Origin of the sequence: Lacibacter sp. H375 (assembly GCF_037892425.1) — a bacterium.
GTDB lineage: Bacteria > Bacteroidota > Bacteroidia > Chitinophagales > Chitinophagaceae > Lacibacter.
The window spans coordinates 1,697,409-1,723,614 of sequence record NZ_JBBKTT010000001.1 but is presented as its reverse complement, the minus strand read 5'-3'; the positions used below and the strand labels follow the sequence as shown (position 1 = coordinate 1,723,614).

General features: G+C 39.2%; 26 protein-coding genes. All 26 read right to left on the bottom strand.

Translation table 11 applies throughout. The features are described from left to right. Window positions 1–3: 3 nt before the first annotated feature. Window positions 4–486 carry a sterol desaturase family protein gene (locus tag WG954_RS07630; protein WP_340435150.1) on the bottom strand — a complete coding sequence of 161 codons (483 nt, stop codon included), beginning with the start codon at window positions 484–486 and terminating at the stop codon, window positions 4–6. Beyond that, on the bottom strand, window positions 483–1,172 hold the full coding sequence (locus WG954_RS07625) for a carotenoid biosynthesis protein (RefSeq protein WP_340435148.1): 690 nt from the start codon (window positions 1,170–1,172) through the stop codon (window positions 483–485). Before WG954_RS07625 ends, WG954_RS07630 begins: the two co-directional genes overlap by 4 nt. Next, complete coding sequence (crtD, locus tag WG954_RS07620; protein WP_340435147.1) at window positions 1,172–2,665, bottom strand: 1-hydroxycarotenoid 3,4-desaturase CrtD; 1,494 nt, start codon at window positions 2,663–2,665, stop codon at window positions 1,172–1,174. The genes WG954_RS07625 and crtD overlap by 1 nt, the downstream gene beginning before the upstream one ends. Continuing rightward, window positions 2,652–3,188, bottom strand: coding sequence for an isopentenyl-diphosphate Delta-isomerase (gene idi, locus WG954_RS07615; RefSeq protein ID WP_340435145.1), 537 nt, complete (start codon window positions 3,186–3,188; stop codon window positions 2,652–2,654). The genes crtD and idi overlap by 14 nt, the downstream gene beginning before the upstream one ends. A 24-nt stretch (window positions 3,189–3,212) precedes the next feature. Further along, on the bottom strand, window positions 3,213–4,049 hold the full coding sequence (locus WG954_RS07610) for a phytoene/squalene synthase family protein (protein ID WP_340435143.1): 837 nt from the start codon (window positions 4,047–4,049) through the stop codon (window positions 3,213–3,215). A gap of 4 nt (window positions 4,050–4,053) precedes the next feature. After that, on the bottom strand, window positions 4,054–5,544 hold the full coding sequence (crtID, locus tag WG954_RS07605) for a bifunctional phytoene desaturase/3,4-desaturase (RefSeq protein WP_340435141.1): 1,491 nt from the start codon (window positions 5,542–5,544) through the stop codon (window positions 4,054–4,056). Between the two features lie 11 nt (window positions 5,545–5,555). Then, on the bottom strand, window positions 5,556–6,056 hold the full coding sequence (locus tag WG954_RS07600) for an RNA polymerase sigma factor (RefSeq protein WP_340435139.1): 501 nt from the start codon (window positions 6,054–6,056) through the stop codon (window positions 5,556–5,558). A gap of 166 nt (window positions 6,057–6,222) precedes the next feature. Then, window positions 6,223–7,107: a MerR family transcriptional regulator gene (locus WG954_RS07595; RefSeq protein WP_340435137.1), complete on the bottom strand. Its 885-nt coding sequence runs from the start codon at window positions 7,105–7,107 to the stop codon at window positions 6,223–6,225. Window positions 7,108–7,188: 81 nt separating this feature from the next. Next, window positions 7,189–8,388: a glycosyltransferase gene (locus WG954_RS07590; protein ID WP_340435135.1), complete on the bottom strand. Its 1,200-nt coding sequence runs from the start codon at window positions 8,386–8,388 to the stop codon at window positions 7,189–7,191. Window positions 8,389–8,393: 5 nt separating this feature from the next. Then, the gene (locus WG954_RS07585) at window positions 8,394–9,146 is read right to left on the bottom strand and encodes a tyrosine-protein phosphatase (RefSeq protein WP_340435133.1); all 753 of its coding nucleotides are present in this window, start codon (window positions 9,144–9,146) and stop codon (window positions 8,394–8,396) included. A gap of 83 nt (window positions 9,147–9,229) precedes the next feature. After that, window positions 9,230–10,159, bottom strand: a complete 930-nt coding sequence (fcl, locus tag WG954_RS07580) for a GDP-L-fucose synthase (protein WP_340435132.1) — start codon at window positions 10,157–10,159, stop codon at window positions 9,230–9,232. After that, entirely contained in the window at window positions 10,159–11,271 is a 1,113-nt protein-coding gene (gene gmd / locus WG954_RS07575) for a GDP-mannose 4,6-dehydratase (protein WP_340435129.1), read from the bottom strand. The genes fcl and gmd overlap by 1 nt, the downstream gene beginning before the upstream one ends. Window positions 11,272–11,443: 172 nt before the next feature. Beyond that, a complete protein-coding gene (locus WG954_RS07570) occupies window positions 11,444–12,211 on the bottom strand; it encodes a glycosyltransferase family 2 protein (protein ID WP_340435127.1) in 768 nt (255 codons plus the stop codon). Then, window positions 12,208–12,762: a WcaF family extracellular polysaccharide biosynthesis acetyltransferase gene (locus WG954_RS07565; protein ID WP_340435125.1), complete on the bottom strand. Its 555-nt coding sequence runs from the start codon at window positions 12,760–12,762 to the stop codon at window positions 12,208–12,210. The genes WG954_RS07570 and WG954_RS07565 overlap by 4 nt, the downstream gene beginning before the upstream one ends. Further along, window positions 12,762–13,925 carry a glycosyltransferase family 4 protein gene (locus tag WG954_RS07560; RefSeq protein WP_340435122.1) on the bottom strand — a complete coding sequence of 388 codons (1,164 nt, stop codon included), beginning with the start codon at window positions 13,923–13,925 and terminating at the stop codon, window positions 12,762–12,764. The genes WG954_RS07565 and WG954_RS07560 overlap by 1 nt, the downstream gene beginning before the upstream one ends. Before the next feature lie 97 nt (window positions 13,926–14,022). Next, entirely contained in the window at window positions 14,023–15,390 is a 1,368-nt protein-coding gene (locus tag WG954_RS07555) for a hypothetical protein (protein ID WP_340435120.1), read from the bottom strand. Window positions 15,391–15,406: 16 nt separating this feature from the next. After that, on the bottom strand, window positions 15,407–16,243 hold the full coding sequence (locus WG954_RS07550) for an FkbM family methyltransferase (RefSeq protein ID WP_340435118.1): 837 nt from the start codon (window positions 16,241–16,243) through the stop codon (window positions 15,407–15,409). Continuing rightward, window positions 16,224–17,234, bottom strand: a complete 1,011-nt coding sequence (locus tag WG954_RS07545) for a glycosyltransferase family 4 protein (protein ID WP_340435116.1) — start codon at window positions 17,232–17,234, stop codon at window positions 16,224–16,226. The genes WG954_RS07550 and WG954_RS07545 overlap by 20 nt, the downstream gene beginning before the upstream one ends. Before the next feature lie 219 nt (window positions 17,235–17,453). Beyond that, window positions 17,454–18,611 carry a glycosyltransferase family 4 protein gene (locus WG954_RS07540; protein WP_340435114.1) on the bottom strand — a complete coding sequence of 386 codons (1,158 nt, stop codon included), beginning with the start codon at window positions 18,609–18,611 and terminating at the stop codon, window positions 17,454–17,456. Between the two features lie 9 nt (window positions 18,612–18,620). Further along, complete coding sequence (locus WG954_RS07535) at window positions 18,621–19,445, bottom strand: glycosyltransferase family protein (RefSeq protein ID WP_340435112.1); 825 nt, start codon at window positions 19,443–19,445, stop codon at window positions 18,621–18,623. A gap of 225 nt (window positions 19,446–19,670) precedes the next feature. Further along, entirely contained in the window at window positions 19,671–20,567 is an 897-nt protein-coding gene (locus WG954_RS07530) for an FkbM family methyltransferase (protein WP_340435110.1), read from the bottom strand. Between the two features lie 5 nt (window positions 20,568–20,572). Continuing rightward, entirely contained in the window at window positions 20,573–21,844 is a 1,272-nt protein-coding gene (locus WG954_RS07525) for a glycosyltransferase family protein (RefSeq protein WP_340435108.1), read from the bottom strand. Between the two features lie 57 nt (window positions 21,845–21,901). Beyond that, window positions 21,902–22,681 carry a glycosyltransferase family 25 protein gene (locus WG954_RS07520; RefSeq protein WP_340435106.1) on the bottom strand — a complete coding sequence of 260 codons (780 nt, stop codon included), beginning with the start codon at window positions 22,679–22,681 and terminating at the stop codon, window positions 21,902–21,904. Window positions 22,682–22,732: 51 nt separating this feature from the next. Then, complete coding sequence (locus WG954_RS07515) at window positions 22,733–23,986, bottom strand: glycosyltransferase family protein (protein WP_340435104.1); 1,254 nt, start codon at window positions 23,984–23,986, stop codon at window positions 22,733–22,735. Window positions 23,987–24,236: 250 nt separating this feature from the next. Then, a complete protein-coding gene (locus WG954_RS07510; protein ID WP_340435103.1) occupies window positions 24,237–25,016 on the bottom strand; it encodes an FkbM family methyltransferase in 780 nt (259 codons plus the stop codon). Window positions 25,017–25,022: 6 nt separating this feature from the next. Beyond that, complete coding sequence (locus tag WG954_RS07505) at window positions 25,023–26,150, bottom strand: glycosyltransferase (protein ID WP_340435101.1); 1,128 nt, start codon at window positions 26,148–26,150, stop codon at window positions 25,023–25,025. Window positions 26,151–26,206 lie beyond the last annotated feature (56 nt).

The window sequence follows — 26,206 nt, the reverse complement described above, 5'->3', positions numbered from 1 at the left end:
GTGCTATTTAATATTAGGATTGAGTTGCTTTTCTTTCCTCACCTTCTCCCAATATTTTTTATGCACGAACAACATTCCAAAACTTTCACCATCTTCTTTATCTAAATGTTTGTGATGCATTTTATGAGCCCAGCGAATAGCACGCACATAGGTATTGTTCCACCTGCTGAAAATTTTAAAGCGTTGGTGAATAATGATATCGTGTACAATAAAGTAAGCAAGTCCATACATGGCAATACCTGCGCCAATACTCACCACCCAATAAACCTGGTACATTAACCCCAGCATAATACACAACCAACTTGGTATTGCAAAAATGAGAAAGAAGGCATCGTTCTTTTCAAAGAAACGGCCACGAGGCTGGTGATGATCTTCATGCAGATACCACAAGAAGCCATGCATCACAAACCGGTGAGTGAGCCAGGTAATTCCTTCCATTGTAAAAAACACAGCAAATGCCAGCAATATGTATAAAAACAAACTCATAATACGGTGCGTAAGATTAAGAAGAACATGAACTGGATCAATAACAAATTTACGGCGAATTGGTTTTGTTTCGGGAAAGATAAAAGCCGGAACAAAAGCATCAATAACGCACTGATACCGAACCAGCAGGCGTAGTTAAATACAGGAATCGAACCATCTCCAAGCCATTGCCAGTAACCCAGCTTCACAGCTATCGGCTCCATGATCCAATCGAAGAACGTAGCGAGTAAAGCACCATCGATGATGATTGCAAAGAAGCCAACATTAGTGCGGCGTGGCTCATCTTCATCTTTCAGTTTATTCCACATAAAGTTGAGGAAGTGTTGAATGGATACTCCGCAGCAGTACATCATGATAAACCAGTTAACACCAATCACCAGTGGAATATTTTTCCATTGCCACCCCATGGCAGACAGGTAACGATATTCTCCAAACAACAATTGATGATTTACGCCAAGATATTCAACAGTATAACCAACCACATAACATACTGCAGCAAATAAAAAGAAGTGACTGTTTTTTTCCTTTTGTGTGTAGATGAGTAAGCCGGCAGATAGCAACAAATTCATTGGAGTGAGTGATGCAAATAAAGCCGCATCGTAAAACAAAATACCGGCCAATCCAATGCAATGAAATAACACAGCAATAGCGGTGGCGATCTGTTGTTTACTGAATTGTTGCAGCATTAATGATGAACATGTTTTGTTTGATCCTGTTGAATAAGTTCAGTTGCAATTTTCGCACTCTTGAAACAAAGCGGAATACCACCACCGGGATGTACACTGCCACCACAGAAATACAATCCTTCAATTTTATTGGTAAAGTTTGGATGACGCAGAAACGCAGACATCTTACTATTACTACTCGTGCCATATAACGACCCCATATAAGAACCTGTTCGTTCCTCAATACGGATAGGATCTAGATATTCTTCCACTTCAATTGCCGAAGAAATATCTGTTTGCAGCAAACGACTGAGTTTATCGATCACCTGTTGCCGCACTTGCACACGCATCTGCTCCCAGTTCTGTCCAATATTTGATGGTGCATTGATGAGCAGAAACCAATTCTCTTTTCCGTTGGGCGCAAGTCCTTCTTCCATTTTAGAAGTGATGTTCACATACACTGTTGGATCGTTGTACAATCGTTTCTGTTGAAAGATCGCTTGAAATTCAGCTGCATAATTTTTACTGAAGAAGATATTGTGCAAATGAAGTTCAGGAAACTCCCTGTTCATACCCCAGTAAAAGATCATACCACTGCAACTGCGTTCCTGTTTTAATACCTGTTTGGTTTGCACAGGATCGCCGAGCAAATGGTGATACGTAAAATAAATATCAGCATTGCTTAACACCACATCCGCAAAAACATTTTCATCATTCACCACCACACCTTTTGCTTCGCCCTCCACTTGAATGATGCGTTGCACAGGTGAATTGAAATGAAAACGAACGCCTTTCTTTTTTGCGAGTTTCATTAAAGCATTTGTAATGCTGATCATTCCACCTTCCGGATAGAATGTTCCTTCATTCAATTCGAGATGGGGGATTAAGCTCATCATGCCCGGCGTTTGATACGGATTACTTCCGTTGTATGTAGCAAAGCGATCGAACAGCTGAATAGTTTCCGGTTTTTTAAATGCTGACTGATTGAAACCATGCAAGGTTCCCATTAAATGAGTGGGGCGCACCGTTTGCAATGCTTTCAATATTGATTTTTGAAACCAGGTGCTTCGTTTATGCAATGAATGATTTAAAAAAACACTGCCGATATTATTGTAAAGCGTTTCGCTTTTGTGGAGATAGTTCAACACAGACGTTTTGTCTTCGCCCAGCTGTGTATGCAATTCATCAGCTAATCTTTCTGCATCCGTCCACGCTTTTACTTTCCTTCCATTCTCAAAAAAATAATTGCAGGAAAGATCCACTTTACGATATTGAAAATAATCTCCGATCGGTTCGCCTGCGAAAGCAAAAAGTTCTTCAATATTTTGCGGCTGCGTAAATAAAGATGGGCCGGCATCAAACGAAAAACCATTTTTTTCAAAAAAAGAAAGTTTACCTCCTGCGTAAGCATTGCGTTCAAACACGTCTACTTCGTAACCCATCACTGCAAGACGAATAGCTCCGGCTAAACCTGCAACACCGCTGCCGATCACAACTGCTTTACGCCGTTGCATGGATAGTTTTGTTTTGTTGTAACCATTCTTCTAATAAAGGGAAGGCTATCTTGAACCATTCGGTATAATCTCCGGCGTTGTGTTCAATCTCTGCTTTTATATCAGCCATCTGCTTATAACACACTTCACTCACTTCTTCCGTATTCAGGATCATTACTCCCTCGTATTCTCCAACAAATACATGATCAAATTCATGTTCTGTTAAGCCATTATCAAAAACAGCTTTATAAGTAAAATGAAATGCATTGTTGATGGCGGTAGTGAATCCTAATTCTTCTTCCAGTCGTCGAAGTGCCCCCGCTTTTGTTTCTTCTCCAGGCATGGGATGACTGCAGCAGGCATTAGTCCATAATGAAGGACTGTGATATTTTGATGCTGCTCTTTTCTGCAACAACATCTCACCTTGCTTATTGAACAGGAATACACTGAAAGCACGGTGAAGTAATGCTTTTTCATGTGCTTCCATTTTTTCCATGGAACCAATAGCTTCATCAAACTCGTTCACGAGAATTACTTCCTGCATAGTTCAAAAATAAGCGATTAGAAATTACATAATGTTAAGCTGGTTGCGAACACCGGCTCTTAACAGGATCATCACCTTATGATAATCGGGGATACGAACCCGCTCATGCATAATGGTAGCGGGTTGCAGGCGTTTGATCTTACGGAAAAGCGAGAGATAATATTTATAGGCCACATACACACCGAAGCGGGCTTTGGCAGGCAGTTGCATAATGCCTTCGTAAGCATCGTCAAAATCTTTCTGGATGTCTTCTTCAATTTCACGCTTTTGACGTTCGGTAAAACTGGAAAAATCAAGCCCGGGAAAATAAGTGCGGTCGAGTTGATTGTAATCTGCCTTTACATCACGCAGGAAATTCACTTTCTGAAAAGCAGCACCTAAAGAACGTGCTGATGGTTTCAGTTTTTCATACTGTGCTCTATCGCCTTCAAGAAAAACATACAGGCACATCAGTCCTACTACTTCAGCGCTGCCGTAGATATAGTCATTGTATGTTTCGTGATTGTATTGTGTTCTTTCAAGATCCATTTCCATGCTGTTAAAGAATGCATGGATCAACTGATGATCAATATTGTATTGATTGACTGTTATCTGGAAACTATGCAAAATTGGATTGATGCTGATACCACGTTCAATTGCCTCGAAGGTTTGCTTGCGAAAATCCTTGATGAGCGTGGCTTTATCAAACTCATGAAATGTATCAACGATCTCATCAGCAAAACGTACCAATCCATAAATATTATAGATGGGCTGCCTCAGATCCTGGTGCAGCAAACGGATGGCTGATGAAAACGAAGTGCTGTATCGCTCCGTTGTGTTGCGACTGCATAACTGACATACTTCATGAAAAACATTCATCATAAGCTCAACTGTGTTGCTTTTTCTTAGCGAATTGTTTATTTACCAGCTTTGCTACTACTTCTCCACTGATCAAACTTGGCGGCACTCCCGGACCAGGAACTGTTAACTGACCCGTATAAAACAGGTTGGTTACTTTTTTACTTCGGCAGGATGGTTTTAAAATAGCCGTCTGCATCAGTGTATTTGCCAGTCCGTACGCATTTCCACGGAATGCGTTGTAATCAGAAACGAAATCGCTAACTGAATACGATCTTTTATAAACAATAGAATCAAGAATTGGTTCACCGATACGTTGCTCAAAACGCTGAATTATTTGCTGGAAATATTGATCCCTTATTTCTTCCGTATCGCCTTTTAAACCTGAAGCAACCGGAATAAGGAAGAAAAGATTTTCGCAACCTTCAGGAGCACCTGAAGAATCGGTAACAGTTGTTGCACTTACATAAAACAACGGTTCAGTTGGCCACTTCGGATCATCATAAATTTCCTGGCCATGTTTTTCAAAATTGGTATCGAAGAATAAACTGTGATGAGGCAAATTGGTTAACCGTTTGTTGATGCCTACATAATAGAGCAGACAGGAAGGTGCCATTACACGGTTGTTCCAATATGCTTCTGAATAACCCTGGTAATGATGTTTTAATAAATGGGTATCGGTGAAGTGATAATCTGCTCCGCTGATCACTACATCAGCTTCAAAGTAGGTTTCGTTTGCTACAACTCCTGTTGCTACTTCATCGGATGTTGTTATGCTTTCAACATTGTGGTTGAATAAAAATTTCACGCCTTTTTCTTCGGCCAATCGGTGCATTGCTTTTACGATCTCGTACATACCACCCATGGGATACCAAGTACCCAGCTTTACATCGGCATAATTCATCAAACTATAAAGAGCAGGAATCTTTTCAGGCAATGCTCCTAAAAAAAGAACAGGAAATTCCATAAGTTCCCTCAAGCGTGGATCAGAAAAATATTTTCGAACATGTGTTTTCATGGAAGCAAAGACATCTAATTTAAAAATGCCTTTCATGAGATCCATGTCTGCAAACTCCGTTACCGATAAGCCGGGTTTGTACACAAGCTTTTGAATACCCACTTCATATTTATATGCCGCTTCATCCATAAACTGATCGAGCCGTTTACCTGCACCCGGTTCAATTGTTTCGAACAGGGTTTTCATGGCATTGTAATCAGCGGGAATATCAACTACGTCGTTGGAATAATAAATGCGGTAGGAAGGATCGAGTCTTTTCAGCTCGTAATAATCACTCACCTTTTTCCCAAACTGGTTGAAATAGTGTTCGAACACATCAGGCATCCAGTACCAGCTTGGGCCCATATCAAATGTAAATCCATCGGCTTTCAGCTGCCTTGCCCTGCCGCCAGGTTGATCATGTTTTTCTAAAACCGTAACGTCCCATCCTTCATGAGCAAGAAAGGTAGCCACGGACATGCCGGCAAAGCCGCTGCCAATAACGAGTGCTTGTTGAGCCAAGTTGTGAAGATTTAATTTCTGCTGATCTGTTCCTTCAACAATTTACGAGCAAAATGAATACGACTCTTGATTGTACCTAAGGGCTCATTGAGAACATGTGCTATTTCGTGGTATTTAAACCCTTCGAAATAAAGCATGAAAGGACTCTTGAAAATATCTGGAAGCTGGTGAACAGCGGCCTGTATTTCTTTCATCTTTAAAGCAGACTCCGCATCATTCGAAACTGTTGCCTGCTGGTAATCGATAAAAAAATCGTTTGGGGTAGAATCAAAAATGGTGTTTTGTTTCACCTTTCTGCGATAGTTGTTGATGAAAATGTTACGCATAATGGTGTACAACCATGCTTTAATGTTTGTACCAACATTATATTTTTCCCGGTTCGATAAAGCCCGGTACATGGTTTCCTGCAACAAATCCTTAGCTGTTTCATTATCCCGTGTGAGCGTGAAAGCAAAGGGCTTCAGAAAATCAGTGTTGTTCAAAAGCATTTGATTGAATTCTACCGTTGACATAACATTTTGTTTAATTGATTACACTGTAAAGTTAAACAAACAACCATGAGTTTACCAAATTTTTGTTTAATATTTTTTACGAAACATTAAACAGTTTGTGTTCAGCCAGTTACAAAAAATCCCTCCGTTGTGCGGAGGGATATACGTATAAATTATGCTTTGTAGATTAAGTTAGGCTTGCCATGAATTCATTTACTTCTGCAAATGATTTAAGAAAACGGAAATTGGAGGGCATTTGCTTTTTCTCAAAGGTTTGGGCCATCAAACCAGAGATGACAATCTGCTGATGAGGAAACCTCAGTTTCAGATTATTGATGAACTTATCAAAATTAAACTCCTTGATAACGGTTGTAAGATGAGTATAGATATAATCCGGTTTTTTCAGCTCCACCACATACTCCAGGTCTTTAACCGGAACATTCGCCCCCAGGTAAATCACTTTTACCCCACGGTTCTTCAGCATGTATTGCAGAAACAGTAATCCAATTTCATGATGCTCGTTCTCGGGGAGAAAAAGAAGCATTTTTGTTTTGAGCGACAACGGAGTAACAGCGTTATCGATACCAACGATCAGCTTTTGCCTGATGATATTTGTGATAAGATGTTCCTGTGCCGGGTTAATATGATCCGTTAACCAGAGTATACCGATCCTTTCCAAAAAAGGAAAGATGATATATGTAATGGCTTTTTCAACTCCTCTTAACTGAATGTATTGGTCAAGAACCTTTTCGAAGCCATCCAGTTCAACATCAATCATGTATTGAATAAGCTCATTTACAATACGCTCCTGTTGAGCCTCTGCACTTGTGAGTGTGAGCGTTTTGTCCCGCAATTCATCATTGCTCATGCGGTTGATGTGTGAGATCTTATACCCGTATTTATTGAGCAGCGAAATGTTGAGTAACATTTTTAACTCATGGTTGCTGTAATAACGGATATTCGTAGCCGTACGTTGCGGCTTCAGGAACGAATAACGTTGCTCCCAAATGCGGATCGTGTGGGCCTTAATGCCACTCAGATTTTCGAGGTCTTTAATGGTAAACTTGTTCATCTTGTCTGTCTCCGTGGAAATTACAAATCCAAATCAAAAAAGTTCAGGAGAGAACAATATTGTTCTGAAAACTGCCCAAAATCAGGCAGAACGAAGCAGGGAATGGTAAAGTGAGGACAATGCTTCCAGCTCGGCCGACTTAGAAAATCGGGCTGCATCCTTTGCTGCTGCAATTGAAAATTGCTCACGAAGCTTTGCATTTTCAATGAGAGAAGATAAGCCTGCAGCTAATTCAGTTTCGTTGGAAGCCAGCAATCCTGTTTGCCCGGTTGTGATCAGTTCAGAAATACCGCCAACATTTGTTGATAGTACAGAACGACCTGCTGCCATTGCTTCCATGATAGAAACAGGTGTCCCTTCATTGAGAGATGTCAGCATAACAATGTCTAAACCGGCATACACAGCATCCATATCTTTCCGCCATGAAGTGAAGATGAAGTTTGCACTGCTGTTATCAGGTGAACCAGCATTTGCAAATGTCAATTGCTTTGAATGGATGAGTTGTTGCAGCGATGTACGGCCTGTTCCATCACCCACAATAAAAAATTGAAGATTTTTATTATTCCCGTTCTTCCTTAATATCTGTGCTGCAGTTTCAATAAACAGTCGATGATTTTTTACCGGAACCAACCGACCAACAATGCCGATGGCGATTGTATCACTTGACAAATTGAACTCGTTACGGAAATGACTTCTCTTGCTTCCGTCTTCATCATAAAACTGTGTTGTATCAATACCAAGCCTGATGAGTTTTATTTTACTTGCCGACGCAATCTTGTATTTGTTCGTCAGCTCCTCTTTCAGTGTTTCGCTGATGGCTACTATTGCCGAAGAAAAACCAGCGAGCCATTGCTCTATACGAACAATACTTTTAGAAACGAACCCTGAAAAATAGGAATGAAACACGTGCCCATGAAACGTATGAACAATAACGGGCACGTTTGAACGATAAGCCGCCAGCCTGCCAAGTACACCTGGCTTTGCACCGTGTGTATGCACAATCTGCGGTTGAAATTTCCTGATAGCCTGTTTTACTTCTTTGTAAGCACGCAAATCTGTACCTGGTAGTACGGAACGTTTTAGAGAGTTGATCTTCTGAAACTGAAAACCTTTGTATTGATCGAGTAAATAATCAGCTGGTTGTTCATCAACATCAGGTTCGCCCGCTAGCAACAATATTTCAAACTCATTACTTAATGCAGCCGCTCCGCTAATTACATTAAAAGCCGGCCCACCAACAGCCAAACGGTTCAGAATAATTAATAAGCGTGGTTTGTTCAAACAGGTTAAAGGGTAGCGTTGAGAAGATGATTTGTGTTTAAAGCTCTTTGCACATCTGCCATTAATTGGGGATGCTGCATAGCTTCAAGATGACGCTCGTGATGAAGATCGGTGCCAATAAGATCAACCAGTTTGTGATCTACCAGGTAATGGGCTGCTTCCTGCACACTCTTACCATAATAACCACTTAACGAAAGTAGATTTACCTGCAACAAACAGCCCTGGTCTTTAAACCGGTGATACGCCTCTTTTCTTGAATGATAATAATTATATCGCTCAGGATGTGCAAGCACAGGTTGATAGCCTTTTACAATTAAGTCGAATAATACATTCTTCAGATCGGAAGGTGCCTGCATGAACGATATTTCAACCAGTACAAAGTTCTTGTGGATTGTCAACAGCTGCTCATCATTATTCAAACGATCTGCAAACAGATCATCAATAAAATATTCTGCGGCCGCATGCACTTCTACATCAACCTGTTCTTCCTGCAGTTTTGTTTTTAATACCTGCAGTGCTGCTGTAATTGTTTCCCTGGTGTTTGGATACAGGTCGGGATAAATATGTGGCGTAGTGATGAATTTACGATAGCCCAGCCCCATCATTTTTTTAATATAGCGCACAGAAGTTACAGCATCAGGAGAACCATCATCAATACCCGGCAAGAGATGCGAATGCATATCAATACCTAACCCGCTGTAATCGATCACCAGGTTAGCAGGCTGTTCTTCTTTCTTCTTTTTAAATAATCCAAACATTGTTTTATACTTACTTCTTGCACCTTGTGCCTTGTGCCTTCTCTCTTGTTCCTTGTGCCTTGTGCCTTGCACCTTTTCCTTCCCTAAAACGGCAACGACTTTACCTCTTCATATACATTCTGAATTCCTTCTCTCAAACCAATCTTCGCTTTCCAGCCACGGTTCTGCAGTTTAGAAACATCGAGTAACTTACGTGGTGTGCCGTCGGGTTTTGAAGTATTGAATTGTAATTCACCTTCGTAACCAACAATATCTTTAATAAGTTCTGCCAGTTCTTTGATGGATACATCTTCACCCACACCAATATTCATCCACTCTGTTCCGTCATACTCCTGCATTAAAAAGAAACAGGCATCAGCAAGATCATCCACATGCAGAAACTCACGGCGTGGTGTACCCGACCCCCAAATTTCAACCGCAGTTTGCTGTGTACGTTTCGCTACGATCATTTTGCGAAGCAATGCCGGCAGTACATGAGAATTCTGCAGATCGTAATTATCATTCGGACCATACAGATTTGTTGGCATGGCCGAAATAAAATTGCTTCCATACTGGCTGCGGTACGCTTCACATAATTTTAAGCCTGCAATTTTTGCAATGGCGTAAGGCTCGTTGGTTTGCTCTAACGTTCCCGTGAGCAGGTATTCTTCTTTGATAGGTTGCTCTGCAAATTTTGGATAGATGCAGGATGAACCAAGGAATAACAATTTTGATACGCTGTGTTTGTAAGATGAATGAATCACATTATTCTGGATCATCAGGTTATCATATAAAAACTCAGCACGGTAAGTATTATTCGCCACAATACCACCCACTTTTGCTGCAGCCATAAACACATAATCGGGTTTGTATTCTTTGAAGAACACATCAACCGATTCCTGGTTACGCAGATCAAGCTCAGCAGAAGTGCGTACTACTAAATTATCAAACCCTTCCTGCTGCAGCTTACGCACAATCGCAGAACCAACCATACCTCGGTGACCCGCCACATATATTTTATCTTTCTTCTCCATTATTCAAATTGGTTTTTGATCTTGTAACCACTTTCGTGCAATAATTTTTCACGCTTGAAAATATCAAGATCTGCCGCTACCATTTCCTGCACCAAACCGTTAAGATCGTATTTTGGTTTCCAACCTAACTTCGTATTTGCTTTTGTAGGATCGCCAATCAATAACTCCACTTCAGTTGGACGGAAATACCGTGGATCAACAGCTACTACTTCTGTACCGATGCTCAGTTGATAAGCAGCATTCGAACAACTTTTTACAATTCCCTTTTCATCAACACCCTCGCCTTTAAATTCAATTTCGATACCTACTTCGGCAAATGCCAGACGTACAAACTCACGAACAGGAGTGGTAACACCGGTTGCAATCACAAAATCTTCAGGACCATCCTGCTGAAGCATCAGCCACATAGCTTCCACATAATCTTTTGCATGACCCCAGTCACGCTGAGCATTAAGATTACCCAACCATAACTTATCCTGCATCCCCAAAGCAATTTTTGCAACTGCACGGGTGATTTTTCTTGTGACAAATGTTTCACCACGCAATGGTGATTCATGATTGAACAAAATACCATTACATGCATACATGTTATACGCTTCACGATAGTTCACCGTGATCCAGAAGCCATACATTTTTGCTACAGCATAGGGAGAACGTGGATAGAAGGGCGTTCGTTCCGTTTGAGGAACTTCCTGTACCAATCCATATAACTCAGAAGTAGAGGCCTGGTAAATTCTTGTCTTCTCGGTAAGACCAAGCAAACGTACTGCTTCTAATATACGTAGTGTACCAACTGCATCGGTGTTAGCTGTGTATTCTGGGATATCAAAACTCACTTTTACATGACTCATCGCACCGAGGTTGTAAATTTCATCGGGCTGTACTTCCTGTATAATGCGAATGAGATTGGTGCTGTCGGTAAGATCACCATAATGCAACACAAAATGACGGTTGTCGATATGCGGATCTTCATACAGGTGATCGATACGATCAGTATTGAACAAAGATGTTCTGCGTTTGATACCATGCACTTCATATCCTTTCTTCAACAAAAGATCAGAAAGGTAAGCACCATCCTGTCCTGTAATACCTGTAATTAATGCTTTTTTCATTATTGTTTTTCGTGATTTATGTTAGTCGTAATGTTTTACTTATCTACTTTTATACCCATATACTTATCTCACAATCTTCTTTTTGTACTTCCAGATCCCCCCATTCCTAACTACCAATTCCAAATCCCCAATTCCCAACACCTAATCACCCTCTTTTCCTCCCTTCCATCTTTTAACTCTTAGCTTTCTTCGTTCTCAAAAACTCACTCACCTTGATAAAATACCTGGAGTACAGCCTTATGTAACTCGATGGCAATTTATGTTCCGAAAGAATCTGCTTCAATTCTTTATTGATCTTGATGGTACTGCTGATGCCGTTTGTACTCTTGCCTCCCATATTCATCCGCACCAGCATTTCAGGAATATAAACTGTAAATAATTGGTGCTTTCTTAAAAAGCGTAAGAGCAGATCAAAATCGGCTGCAATTTCCAAATCAGTACGGTAGTAACCAAATTGTTCAAAAAAGCGGCGGTAACAGAAGAACGTTGGATGCGCCGGCATAAAACCAAATTTGAACAGGTTGGTTTTGAAAATAGCTGAAGAATAATAGCGGACAATTTTATGTTCCTGTCCCGGTTGCACAAATCCGACATCACCATAGATCGCATCGATCACTGAGTTACTCTGAAATTTTTCAACGATCTGCTGAATAATCGTTTCATTGGTAAACTCATCATCTGCATGAAGAATGCCAACAATATCACCTGTTGCTGCTTTGATCCCTTTATTCAGCGCATCATACATACCATGATCCTTCTCACAAATAACAGTTGCAATCCGGTCTCTATATTGATCAACCACAGCCATTGTTCCATCACTCGATTTTCCATCCACAATCACATACTCAATGTTCTTGTATGATTGATTGAGCACCGAACGGATGGCCCGTTCAATTGTTGAAGCCCGGTTGTAAACTACTGTGATGATGGAGACTTTCATGAAGTGTGTATGATCCTGTCTTTTACTTCTACTGCAGGATTACCGCTGTAAATTTTATAGGGTGCCAATTCAGAACGTGCAACTGAACCAACTGATAAAACAGAATGAGATTGACATGTAACACCGGGGCATACAATTGATTTCGCCCCGATCCAAACTCCCTCTTTCAGATCAATCGGTTTCACCATCAAATCAAAAGTCGATTTGGTATAATCATGATTGCCGGTCAAGAGGTAGGCTCCTTGCGAAATACAAACATGATCTGCTATTGTAACTTGTGCAAGATTATCTATCCAAACATTCTCACCGATCCAAACTGAATTGCCGACTGATAATAACCATGGATATTTGATATATACACCTGGTTTAATGGTAACACCATTTCCAATTTTTGCACCAAACAAACGCAATAAAAATATCCGTATTGATGACAAAGGATTCCAACTGCATTGAACAAATAACACACTCATAAAAAACCAAATAGATCGAACGACTCCCGATCGACCTGGATTATACCAGCTGTTATCATATTTATCCAGACGAGTATTCATTACAGATGTGCCCTGTTATTGAAAAGAGAATAATACGCTTTTTTCAAACTTGATTTCTCGATCTTCTGATCTATATATTTTTGAGTTGACGCTGCAACATTGTTGAATTCGCTTTCATCCATGGCGGCAAACTTACCAATTGCTTCCTGCAAACCTTCAGACAATTTTTCTGGCGTTATAGCAAAGCCACAACCAAACACTTCAAGATCAGCAAAAGGTGTGGTAGTGGTTGTTATTACGGGCTTACCTGCACTCAATGCTTCAACGATGGCATGTCCGAAATTCTCACTCTTGCTCGGCATGATGAATACCTGAAATTGCTCCATTGCCTTTGTAAGTAAATGAGGTGGAAGTTCGCCATGATAAATCACTTTAATATTAGAAGGTAATTGTTGAATCATTGCTTCACAATTTTTCCAATATGTATCATCTTTCACAGGACCGAAAATATGCCATTCAATAGATCCTTTCGCCTTTGTCAATGACCGCAAAACTTCGAGATGATTCTTCATTGGACTGATCAAAGCAATAGTACCCAACAACAACTTACCGGGTTGTTTATGCGGCCGTGCACTGATTGGCTGAAGATTTGGAAAATTTGCAGCAACAGTTATACGCATCTTATCACCCATTGTCAGTTTTATAAAATTTCGCTCATTATCATCTGTTGCATGCCATGTCACCATTTCCGGGATACCTAACAATCGAAATAACAGGAGGTAAATTTTTTTCTTGATGGCTTTTTGCGACAGAGCCCCCGGATGCAACATACCTCTTGCTGAAAGAACAATAGTAAGTTGCCCAAGTTCACTTTTTAATTGTTTTGCATAATAAAGGGGCAAGAAATTAAAATAAAGCGAATACAATCCATTCACATAAACTGCATCTGGCGATATATCCTTTATCAGTTTTTGCAGTGTATTTTTTGTTGACCAACTGTAATGCCAGTAAAACACTTTTGCTCTTCCTTCCCATTCATTCCAATGATCAGCTGTAATACCATTCAGCAAACCAACATCACCCATTTCATGAGGTTTGCATACCACGTAAAAATCATATACTTCATACAGCTCCCTTACAAGATTAACCAGTGATTGTGTGGGGCCGCCAGCTTTGTAAGATGGATAAAAATGGTCGTAAAAAATGAGGATGCGTTGCTTCAAAAGACAATTTCTTTTAAGACTGCTCGGTTACTACTTTAATCGCTGTTTATCGGTCTCGCTCGTTTGCCCATAAACCTTCTGCTTGAATCTCATTCAATCACAATTTCAATCGTAAGAATCGATCTGCCGCCCAGTAACAGAACCAAAGAAAAAGAATATTCTTAATGGTTGAATTAATAGTCATGAGGGTATCGGACTCAGCCTGGATTGCATTTAAATATATAAAAGGTATCCAAAGAATTAAGGTAGGTGTTTGGTTGCTTTTAGTTACGATAATATAAAAGATAACATTAAAGAAAAGTCCGTAAAGAAACATAAAAAAAATGCCGCCATTTCGGCCAAAATTTCCGTACGCTTCACCAATAACCCCAGTATTCATACTATAACCCACTATTTCAAATCCTGTAAAACGACGCATATTATAATGGCCTCCGGCCATAGGCTTATTTGGCCATAATATCCTGGGAACAAAAGTTGAAGCAATTGAACCATAAATAGTTTCCCCATCGGCAAAAGGTGCAAACCTTGGAACGTAATCAATAACTTTTGCAACAATCATCCCTTGGTTAAATCTGTTAACTATTGGAAACATCATATCTAAGTCAAAGAATCGACTTGGCGTAGCCAATCGATCAGCAATAAGTGTTAAAAATGCTTTTGTATTTTGTTGATCTTCCTCTCCGGTCCATGTAACCGCCCTGTAGTCCGACTTCACACTTTGTATCAGAAGAATTAAAACAAATCCGACTGTTGCAAAAAGATATTTTTGGTAACCCTTTATTTTGATACCTAACGCAATCAGCATACCGCCAAGCAAAAAAGTATAAACAAGATCACCAAACATCCCGGCCGCCAGTGATTGCGCAAAAATGAAAAGAATTGCGCCGATCACATATAATTTACGATCCTTAAAATCGGAGTAGAAAATATAAAAAACCCCAACTATGATGAGTCTACCAAAAAGGTACAAAACATACTTCAACTCACTGGGAGTAAAAACTTCAAGTATACCCGAGACGCTTCCAATAATAATTAGCAAAATCCCTAGATTACCTTTCCCCCTTAGATATTCTCGACATGCGTTGACAGCTTTACGAATTTTTGCAGTCTGTGATTCTCTTGTTAAAAGTGGAATTCGCATGCCTAGTATCATTGCAACTGTTCCGGGAAAAACAAAAGAAAAATAATCTTCTTTAGGCACAGCCATATTATAGCGCAATGCAGCGATAAGTGAGTCGTCGTTATATACATTATAAACAACAGATGGCATAATTAGACACTCGAATATCAAAAGAAGAATTGGTACTGTTAATAGGTCATACGATTTGCCAATTGAATCTATTAAACTCAGGAGAAAATAAAAAAACAGGAACACACTCGCTACTTCATACATAGTAAGCTCCCATGTAAAAGTCACTATTGCAGCTGCTAAAGAAATTAAAAATATAAATACTCTTGAAATCATCTTCCTAATAATAAAACTAAACAGGCAAAGCTACTAACTCACTGTTGTTAAAATCAATTCCATCTGGAACATGTTTAAGAGATGAACCAACTGGCACAAACCGATACCCATATGACTGAAGACAATCTTTCGCCTTGCCGATATTTTCTTTCCCCATGGCAATTGACTCAGCCCACCCCTCGAATTCAAAAAGAATAATTGGTTTTTTCTTTTTTTGTTCAATATATCCTGACATGCCGTTAAATACAAAAAATTCATAACCTTGCACATCAACCTTGATAATATCCGGCAGAATGGCATGACTGTCAAAAAAAGTATCAAGTCGCACAGTACTCACTAGCTCAGCCTTATTACTATATGTTTGAGAAAATGACCCTTTCCCAAATTCATCTTCAGGTGCATAAAAATTCATCTCTTTGCCATCTTCATCATGAACAGCATGATTGAATGCAAAAACATTTTTCAGCCGATTATTTTGAATATTCTCGTCTAAAAATGAAAAGATAAAGGGAGATGCTTCAAAAGCATAAATCGTTATATCCGGTCGCCTCTTTGCAATTAAAACTGAAATGGCACCAATATTTGCACCCACATCAACAAAAACACCACCCTTAGGGATATGTTTGTGAAGGAAATCGATCGTTTTATGCTCATAAATACCATTAATAAAAAGCTCATACCCAATACTGTCAATAAGGCTTGGCACTGCAATTTCTAAATCATTTTTAATCTTGAATGAACATGGTTTGCTAAGGCTTTCCTTCCCATGGTAAAAAAAACGACTTGCCCTTAACTTACCCCTGAATAATGGTAAAAGTTGGAAAAAGGGACGGTCACGCTTCAATAGATTCATTATTATTATATTTAAAGACCTGTGATTTTTTCAAACTGACTGCGATTTCGATTGCCTCAGCAATTGAAACAAATGTAAATTTTATTATACGCTTTAAACTTTCTGAACTCATTTGTTCAAGAATCTGTGAATTCACTGATAACTCCCGGATGATTTGTGCGATTTCTTCCTTTTTGCCCGCCTTGATTATAAATCCGTTTTCGTAAACAAGATCATCTGCGCAACCGCATCTGTTACTTACCATTACAGGGAGACCACAAGCCATTGCCTCATTTACACTTAACCCCCACGTTTCACCAGGACCTTTTGAGGGCAGAACAAACACATTTGCTAAACGGTAAACCACAGGCATCAGTTGTTGATTTTGAAAATCAAGAAAAATAACACGCTCACTACTTGCGGCCAGTGTTTTCAATACCGGCTCTAATACCCCGTTGCCTACTAAAACAAGGCGGGTATTCTTTGCATTGACCGACAGAAAGGCTTCCAGTAATGTAACAGGATCTTTTTTAGGTTCAAACTTTCCTGCAAATAAAAAAACAACCTCATCACATGAAATACCAAGCTCTTGTCTCCATTTGTTTCCCTGTTCTTCGTACAAGCCGTTAACATCATAGAATCGATCATTATCCACAGCGTGGGGGGCATAGCGCAATTGATGTTCCTTCAATCCATGTTGCAGATAATAGGCTTTGTTTGCTGTCCCCGTAAACAAAGCAATATCGACATGCTTATATACCCAACGGAGAAACAAACGACGCATTACTTTTTTGATCGAAAACCCGGGCTTTTCGTCAAGCAAAGTTGAGTCACCACGAAAAAGGATTTGGGTTTTCCCTTTATAATGACGTAGTATCTGCAAATGGCTTTGAAAACTCCAGCCAAAAACCAATAACGCATCAGGTTTATAAAAATCTATCCTCTCAATAAGATCGCTGTTCTGAATCCCTTTATAGTGCCCCGCACCAGGATTATCGGAAATATTCTCCACAAATTCTTTATCATATCCATCAAGTAAGGGAATATCCCATTTAAATGCCTTTTTAAAATCAGGATCATATACATCCCCATGTTCAGTTTGCCCCCAGGTATAAAAAACTTTTACACCAATCCGCTTCCTCGTTGTCAATAGCCTGAACAAAGGTGCATTATATTGAATTGGATGGGAAGTAATTATTGCTAGCTTTTGCATGTTTCAAAAAATCATTTCTCACTTATTTGATAGTATTTTGTCTTCAATTGTCTGAGCTATTCTATCCAACGAAAAATCTTTAATAGTTTCGAAGGCCTTTTTCCCCATTTTGTGTGCCACTGTTTTATCTGGAACAGCCTTGAGACAGCGCAGCAGGTCTGTTTTATTCCCTGATTGGAAAACAAACCCATTTTCGTTTTCTTTTATCAGGTCTGGAGCACACCCGCATTGATCGCTCACAATGGCAGCACGTGCACAAGCCATTGCCTCATTCACACCAAGACCCCATGTTTCGCTCTTACTGGGCAAAACAAATATATCTCCAATTCTATACACCCAGGGCATCTCAGACTGATTACGAAATGATTGAAAAAGGATTCGTTTATCAGTTCCTGCTAAGTTTTTCAACATCGTTTCCTCGTCACCATTACCAACTAGTAACAATCGATACTGCTCACCCACCAATTGTTGGAAAGTACGTACTAAGAATTCTAACTGTTTTAACGCATAAAATTTACCTGCGTAAAGAAACACAACAGCATCGCTTGGAATCCCCGCATGATCACGCTCTTTCATTGCCCGTTCTTCCATCGCAATGGCTTCATTTGTAAACCTTTCGTTATCTACCGCATGTGGAGCATAGAATAACTTTTTTTCCTCTAATCCATTTGCCTGCATATATGCTTTATTGAGAGCACCTACCACAAAAGCTCCATCTACGTTTCTGTATACAAACTTTAAAAACAAACATTTAAGATATTGCTTAACTCCGTTGGATGTTTGTAAAAGATGCGAATCTCCCCGGAAAAATAATGCAGGGTTCTTACCTAGTCGTTGCATGAGATAAAAATGACTAAACAAACTCCAACGATAAATTAACACCGCATCGTAACCCTCTCTAATGATTTGTTTATACAAGCCAGGATTTAAAACTCCCCAAAAGTGATTTGAATCAGGGCGGCAAGATGTATTTCGTACAAATTCAGAAGTATATCCCTCAAGTAATGGCACATCCCAACTTCTTTTCAAACCAAACCTTACATCAAACACCTCTCCCTTTGATTGCCCCCATGTATAAAAAACTTTTATCTCTATTCTCTTTCGTTCAGAGAGCAATCGGAACAATGGAGAATTGTATTGAATGGGATGTGTAGTGATAATAGCCAGTTTTTTCATAAAGTAATTTTACACTTCCCGAAAAATTGAAAGGTTAAATTCTTCTCGCAATTTTTCGGTCAGTGGAATCCCTCTGATAATCCGCTTTACGATGGCCTTAAAATGAAAGCCAAATTCTTTATGGTTTACTTTGGACATATTCGATCTATGTACCACGTATACCAGCATTGGATCGGGAACCGGCTGTAACTCCGCCTGATAATATTTTTTTACCCGACCTCTTATCCATCCATGGTCCGTAAACAAGTTATAGTCGTTCCATTCTAGAGAATGAAAATCTGGTATCTCCACTAAATCTGCGTGAAGCATATGAGTAGAGCCGTTTAAACCACACATATGCTTGGGTACTCTTATTAAAAAGTTCGATCCTTGTTTATATAGATAACCTTTATCTAAATACCAGCCCTTACACTTATTGTTATTGGAAGTTTCATTCAGATAAGCGAGAAAATGTTTTGAAAGAAGATCATCAGAATCCAAAGCCATTATATAATTGCATCGGTCTTGTTTAGCTAGCTTGGAACCATAACAAAGCTTCCGGGCTTTGTCCCAACGCCGTACCGTTTTCTTTTCAGATTTGAATTTTTCTACCAATTCTTGTCTGTTCTTCATCTCTTTCAATGGCTGGTATCCATATGGAAATTCAACATACTTTACACGTGGATCATATAGTCTGTTTTCTGGCGCATCGGTGTAAATAACATATATGCTGAAATGCGGATAAGTTTGCTGCAACACAGATTCAATAGTCCTGTGGAGCAATACAATATCTCCTTTCCAATCGGCTGATTCGATTTTTGGACGAAAAGGAATTACAATTGCAAATTGAGTCATTAATACTGTTTTCTCTATGGCTAATGAACAGTTTGTAGTGTTAACTACCAATGCATGGATAAATGTAATAACAGATAAAAGTCGCTTACTTTAGTTTTGCTCGATCGGAAAATTCAGGAAGTGAACCCATGACCGGGTCAGTCAGCATTACCGCAAATTAAAATATACACGCTCATACAAAACCACTTTTTGAAAAAATTTACAGTTAACCTCAATCTGTTTGTTTTAAAATTCTTCTGAAAAAACGTTTACTTTTTTTGCAGACTGTACACGTTGCGTTACAAATTCCAGGTCTCTTATATAAATTGTGTTGGTAGAGCCATAATTTTCCAACCTTTTTAATTGTCTTGTATAGGGATCATAATGATATGGAAGAAACCGGAAATCAACTAAATTTTGATGAATCAAGGATTCGTCAAAGCCATATCTCCCTCCCGATCCATTTAGTTCAATAATAATAGCTTTCACATCAGCGAGCTGCAATGTCTGTTTCATCCCTTTTATCACTTCCGTTTCAAATCCTTCAACATCAATTTTGATTAATTGCGGAGCCTTCCCTCCGGAAATTATTTCATCAAAAGAATAAACTTGAACAGCTACCCGGTCAAGTTGTTGATTTATTTCACTTTCGGATAGCACATGATTAACGGTGCCTTGAGTAGTGCTAAAATAAACTTCCGTTTTTTTACTCCCGATTGCGATGTTCTCTTCTGTAATTAAATCATTGAGGTCATTCAGTTGAATATTCTTTTTTAACCAGGAAAATGTAGAAGGAACCGGCTCATAAGAAATTGATCTTGCCCCTGCATAACCGCTTGCCAAAATACTGTAACTCCCAACATTGGCACCAATGTCAGCGAACAAATCCTCCTTTCGCAGAAAATGCAAGAGAAATCCCATATCTGAAAATTCTTCAAGCCCGGTATAAATATTTCCGGTAGCTCCCGTTAATCCTTTTTTTGCCAGCAATTTTGTATCCCCTACAAATGGAACAATTCTCTCATGTCGAAAAAGAAACTGGGAAAGCTGCCAGGAGATAAAACGGTAAAATGCTTTTAATTTATGCTTGCCCGCCAACGGATGGTTGGCAATAAATCGAATGATTTGCTTTAAGTTTTTCATATAAATCATTTTACTGCCTCTTCTAAAAGCGCAGCAAGTTTTCTGGTTACTTCTTTTGCTGAATACTGATTAAATACGGTCGTATTAACCTGTTCTGGCAGATAGCTCCTACTGAAAGCCAGGAAATCTTTGAATAACTGATTGAATTGATTGTTGATCTCAGCCACTCCTTGTTCACCATTAAACGCTAATACTTTCCCTGCATTAGCTGATCGTACAATATCAACAGCCGTACTTTGTTGATGTAATATGGCAAGAATGGGCTTTTTGCTTAAAACTCCCTGATAGGTTTTGGAAGGTGTGTAATGCGGCTCTGTGCTCCCCAATATAAATACAGCATCGGTCGCATCGAGGTGAATCAATACATCGAGATACGGAATCCTTTTGGGGTATTCAAACACAACCGTCTGCCACAGCCCATATTTTTCTGCCAATGGTTTAATATTGTGACCTGACTCATCATGTGTTGTTTTTCCTGTTCCAATAAAATGAAACTCCACTTCACGAAACTGTTCGTTATTGCTTGCAATCGATTGAAAAATAGCTTCAAGTGGCGCATAGGCTTTTGGAAGCATTGCACCCGCATATACCAATTGAAATTTCCGATTTTTTTGAAACAGGTAAGGCTGCAGTAGTAACGCTTTTAATCCTTCATGATCTGATGCTTCACCGCCATAAGGCATGGCTCCAACTACACAGCTTTCTCTTAATTGAGGGTTGCGTTCCAGTACAGCCGTGTAGTAACCTTCGGCCACACCAGTGATCAATACTGCATGCTTCACCGCTTTTGGTTCCAGCCATTTTGCAAGGCGGGTACTCCACCAATGCCGTGAAAACGTTTTATCTGATCCCGGAAATTGATGAACCCACGGATCAATATAATCGATCCCGTACTGCACTCCGGTTTTCCGGTTCAGATAAGGGCCAATCAATGAAATATAAAACGAAGGAATAGGGATGTATACAAAATCAATCTGCTCGTTTTGCACAAGGTGCAATGCTTTTCTCCGGAGTTGAATGAAAGCCCGCAAACCAATATCACCAATCAATCTTGGCTTTGTAATACGAAATGCTTTTACTTTTTCAACCCGTTGATCTCGGGGCAAAAGTTTATGAAGGTTCCAATCCAATGCTTCTTCGTAATATTCTTCATCTACGGTAAGGATCACTGGCTCCCAGCCAAACGTTGGCAAATGTTGCGCAAATAAACGGCTTCGATGCACAGCTGCCAGATTTGAAGGCGGGTAATGAGGTGATATTATGAGAATTTTTTTCACTTTTGTTCGTTTGTCAGTTAATTGCTTCTTATGTCTAGAAAATAACTCGTGTACCTGTTAAATGATAGAACTTGGGAGTTCCTTATTTTGAAAAAAAAGTTGCCTGTTGAGCGCAATGCCTCGTAATCTCCCGGAAACAACAGCTTCAGCATATGACATATCAACAGGAATTTTAATTTCTTTGTACAATTCTAAAATTTTCTTTGCTCCTTGATAAGTAACAACATATGCATGAGTGCCATAAAAATACCCTGCCGAATCAAAATCCCGGTTAATTGCTTTAGAAAAACATTTTAAAGTATGTCTGAATGTTTTTCGTACTAAGAAAAATTTAGGCGTTCGTCGATGATACCGGACACAATAATATATTCGGTACAAATTACGTAGTACGTGATTTTTAATTTTTTGATTTACTGCACACACTCCTGTATAACCTAAGTATAGAATATCAATACTATTCCAGTCAACTGACCGTAACGATCTGAAGCTTTCATTATATCTATCCTCTTTAAGAACAATATCATCTTCTAATACAACTACACGATCTAATTTTTCATCCACAATTTTCTTAAGCAGCGTAAGATGCGACAGCCAGCAGCCCGTTTGTCCACTACTCCATTTACTGGTGAGATTTCTGTTTATCCGTACTAGACATGAAAACCGATCCCTAAGATCAGTTAAATCCGAAGTATCTTTACCGGCGTCTACACCTTCAAAATAAGTAAATCGGAATTGTTTAAGTTGCTCATCGATCAATGGCCTGCGTGCACGGTTTCGCTCAATCGTAATCACGAATATGTGTTCAAATAACTGGTTGAAATTTTCGTGATCAGGCATCTCTCAAGCTAGTTGTTTTATAAATTGTACTTTGTTTGTAACTGTAAAAGATCATGAAGGCTGGCTTGTATTATCTGCTAAACAATTACGCACGTGCTGTATCAAAAATTTACTCTCAATATCCCAATTCAATTTTTCTTTTCCAAGTTGTAGAGATGCCAAACGTTGTTTTTGCAGCAAAGCTTCGTCTGAAACATAATTCTCTAAAACACTTGCCAAACCATCTATGTCACCTTGCTCGTATATGCTGCCAATTTCAGGATAAGTAGCGAGTAAACTGGATTGAGCTTGTGTATTTGAAAAAATCACCGCATTGCCTGCCAGCAAATACATGAATAATTTATTGGTTAAACAGATTTCCCGGTTCAATATATGTGGAACCTCAGCCGCTAGCCCAATATGATGTTGTGCTGCAATCTTAACAATTTCATCTTCACGAACAGCTGTTAAAAATTGTATTTGCTCTATTGCAAGCCCGCTTTCTTTTGCGTGCCTGAGCAAATATTGCTTTCGCTCCTCATTACAGTTCCCAAGTAAGCTTAAGATAATATAGGGATTATTGGTTCTGCCAATTGCAGCAATAACGGTTTCAAGTCCCCTGTTAGGACCTACAAATTGTGAAAACCAAAATAATTTTAAAGGCTTTACAGGCAAATCTGGAACCTGTTCTTTTCCATATGATCTGGGAAAGCAATTATTAATAGTTGAAAAGTGGATCGTGGTATAAATTTTCCTGTAAGTTTCGGTGATCAAAGGCGAAGCTGTAGTAGCATGAATTAAACTTGGGATATACTTATCTTCCGTAGCCTTAACTTTTTTCCAATGCATTGAATTAGTTAGTCCTTCTCCCCGATGAAAGTCTTCGAAATCAAATGCTGCTTTTGCTGCATTTGCATGAGCAGCTTTTACAACCGATGGCAAAGCTCCGAGATTATGACCAATATATAAATCAGCTTTTTGCGAAACGGTTGCGTGAGTTAGCTCCTGACTATAAAACGCAAACGAACGGACGGCTGCATCAAATCTATTTCCAGCAACGAAAAATATCAAATGGTATAGTTTGCGTCTTAACCTTGCCCACTGATATAAGCCCTTTTGTTTAATCGGATGATACCCGGCACGCACCCATTTGATTCCAGGATGTTTGGCAAACAATTCAGTATCAAATTTATCTGCCCATGGCGACATAGGACAATAGACAACTGTAACAGCATAACCTGAAGCTCTAAGTAACACTGCCTCTTTTACTAGCCTTGGGTTAGCAGTTGGTTGTACTGATGAAACAAGTACGATTCTCTTATCCATTATGTCAACTTAATACACATTTAAAAAACTAGCCGAACATTTAAAAAGCCGATCGAATTGGCTTGGAAAACAAAAAAAGTTTACTCTTTTTTGATTGATTTAAAAATCTTTTTTTATTGTCAAAACTTATGCAAATAAGTAAATAGACGTCTAAATCTCGTCAAGATCAATGCTGTTACGATCTACACCCGCTAAATTAAAAGGGGTAATCGGGCGAAATAATAAGGATGCCTTTCACTGTATAATTAATTTATACAGCCTTCATCTGGCTGTTTGCAGCATGAAAAATGCTGTACTCCCCATGCTGTGAAAATTGAAACGCAGGAGGAATAGTTGCTTTGATTGCAGATGTAAGCCCTGCTTTCAATGAATCATGAATTTCAACCATAAAATAAGTAGTATCAAACAGCCAGTCGATCGGCGCATTTATAACACAGGCTTCTTCTGATCCCTCAATATCCATTTTCAACAGATCAATATGTTGTAGTTGAAATTTTTTACGGATGCTGTCAATGCTCATACAGTTAATTGTATCCATAACAAGACAGGTTCCAGCATCCTCTACGACTCTATAAGACGCTTCGCCTTTTCCAATATCAACAAGATATAATGTACAATCTTTGCTGTAAACTCCTGCATGCAGGCGTTTTACATTTGAATAACGTTCTGTATTCTTCGTAAGTAAATTAAAGTTATTGGATGCAGGTTCAACTGTAATAATTTCTGCCTGCGGAAATTTGCGGAGAAAAAATAAAGTTGACAGGCCGATATTACCGCCAAGATCAAGTATGGTTTTGATTGTGCCATTGTAACTGATCTCTAATTCCTCATCAATAAAAATCTGGTAAAATATATTGCTGTCGTATGTTTTACTTCTCAGGTAAACAGGATATCTCAGTCCTTTGATCTTTACTGCAATGACGGACCCTTTTGTTTTCGCTAATCGCTGAATGAAATAACTCAGTGTCGAAAACAAACCAATTTTATTGATATGCTTAGTGATGTATTTGATGCGCTTGTTGATAGTCATGATTGATCAGGACAGTGATTGAAGTAAATGACCAAGATCTCCGCTGATTTTTTTTATTGATGGCGCTGATTCAACAATTAGTTGAGTTTGCTTTGCTGACTCGTTTATTTGCGCCGTTGTTGTTGAATAGTTTATCATGGCTTTGGCCATTTCAATTGCTGTATTTGCAAAAACCGGGTTACCATTCAACCATTGATAACCTCTGCAACCTATTGTTGTAGTAATAACAGGCAAACCCCAGCTCCATGCTTTTGCTAACTTGGTACTTACTCCTCGTGAATAATAAAAAACAGGGTTCAAAAAATAAGACCATCCGGCGACCTCATGTAATAATTCTTCCCGGTCTAGGTAACCGAGGTAAGTAACGAAAGGATAATTGGCTGCTAATTGCTCACCTGCAGATTGAGGTGCTCCCACCAATCGTATGTCGATTGTATCATGAGACAATCCTGCAATTGCTTTACATACCTCATCAATACCAAAAAAATTAGGGCGGTGACTCAGATCACCCATAAATCCAAACCTTGCCGGTACGGGATGCAGGTCAAGAAATTCTTTTTTGATTGTTCTTGGCACCATCATCACTTTTTTTGCTCCGATCCAGTTTTCAATTTCTTCTTCAACAGGCGAAACGGTTAATACTGCATCAATATATTCCTGTCTCAGAATCGCTTCTTTCTTCAACATTTTACCAAGCGTAACAGATGAGAGTAATTCCTGGTGAAAAGGAACTCCATGACGGTGACGGGTCACCTCATGCAAAAAATCTCCCGATTCATTTCCATGTGAGCATATAATTACTTTTACTTCTTTTCCAAAAAGCTGTTTGATAACAGGCGCAAAAACAGCAGCATTCGACAAATTGATAAACACATATTTGATCTTATGTTTACTGATTACTTCTTTTAATGCAGTACGATAAGTCTCCGGTAAATAATCATTGTATGCATTTGCTGCCAGTTTCACTTTTATCCGGTACCATAAATTGAGGTGATAACGAACAGGAAAATCAACGACCTCAAATAATTCCTGTATCAAGGATCTGTACTCTTGTGTACAAAGTCTTACGCCACCTTCTTTTTTGGTTTCATCAAAATAAATTTCATTCGATAAAAAAAGAGCTATCTGTTTCATATTATATCAGGAGTACATATTCGTTTTTAAATCTTATACAATTTTCTATCCTGTAC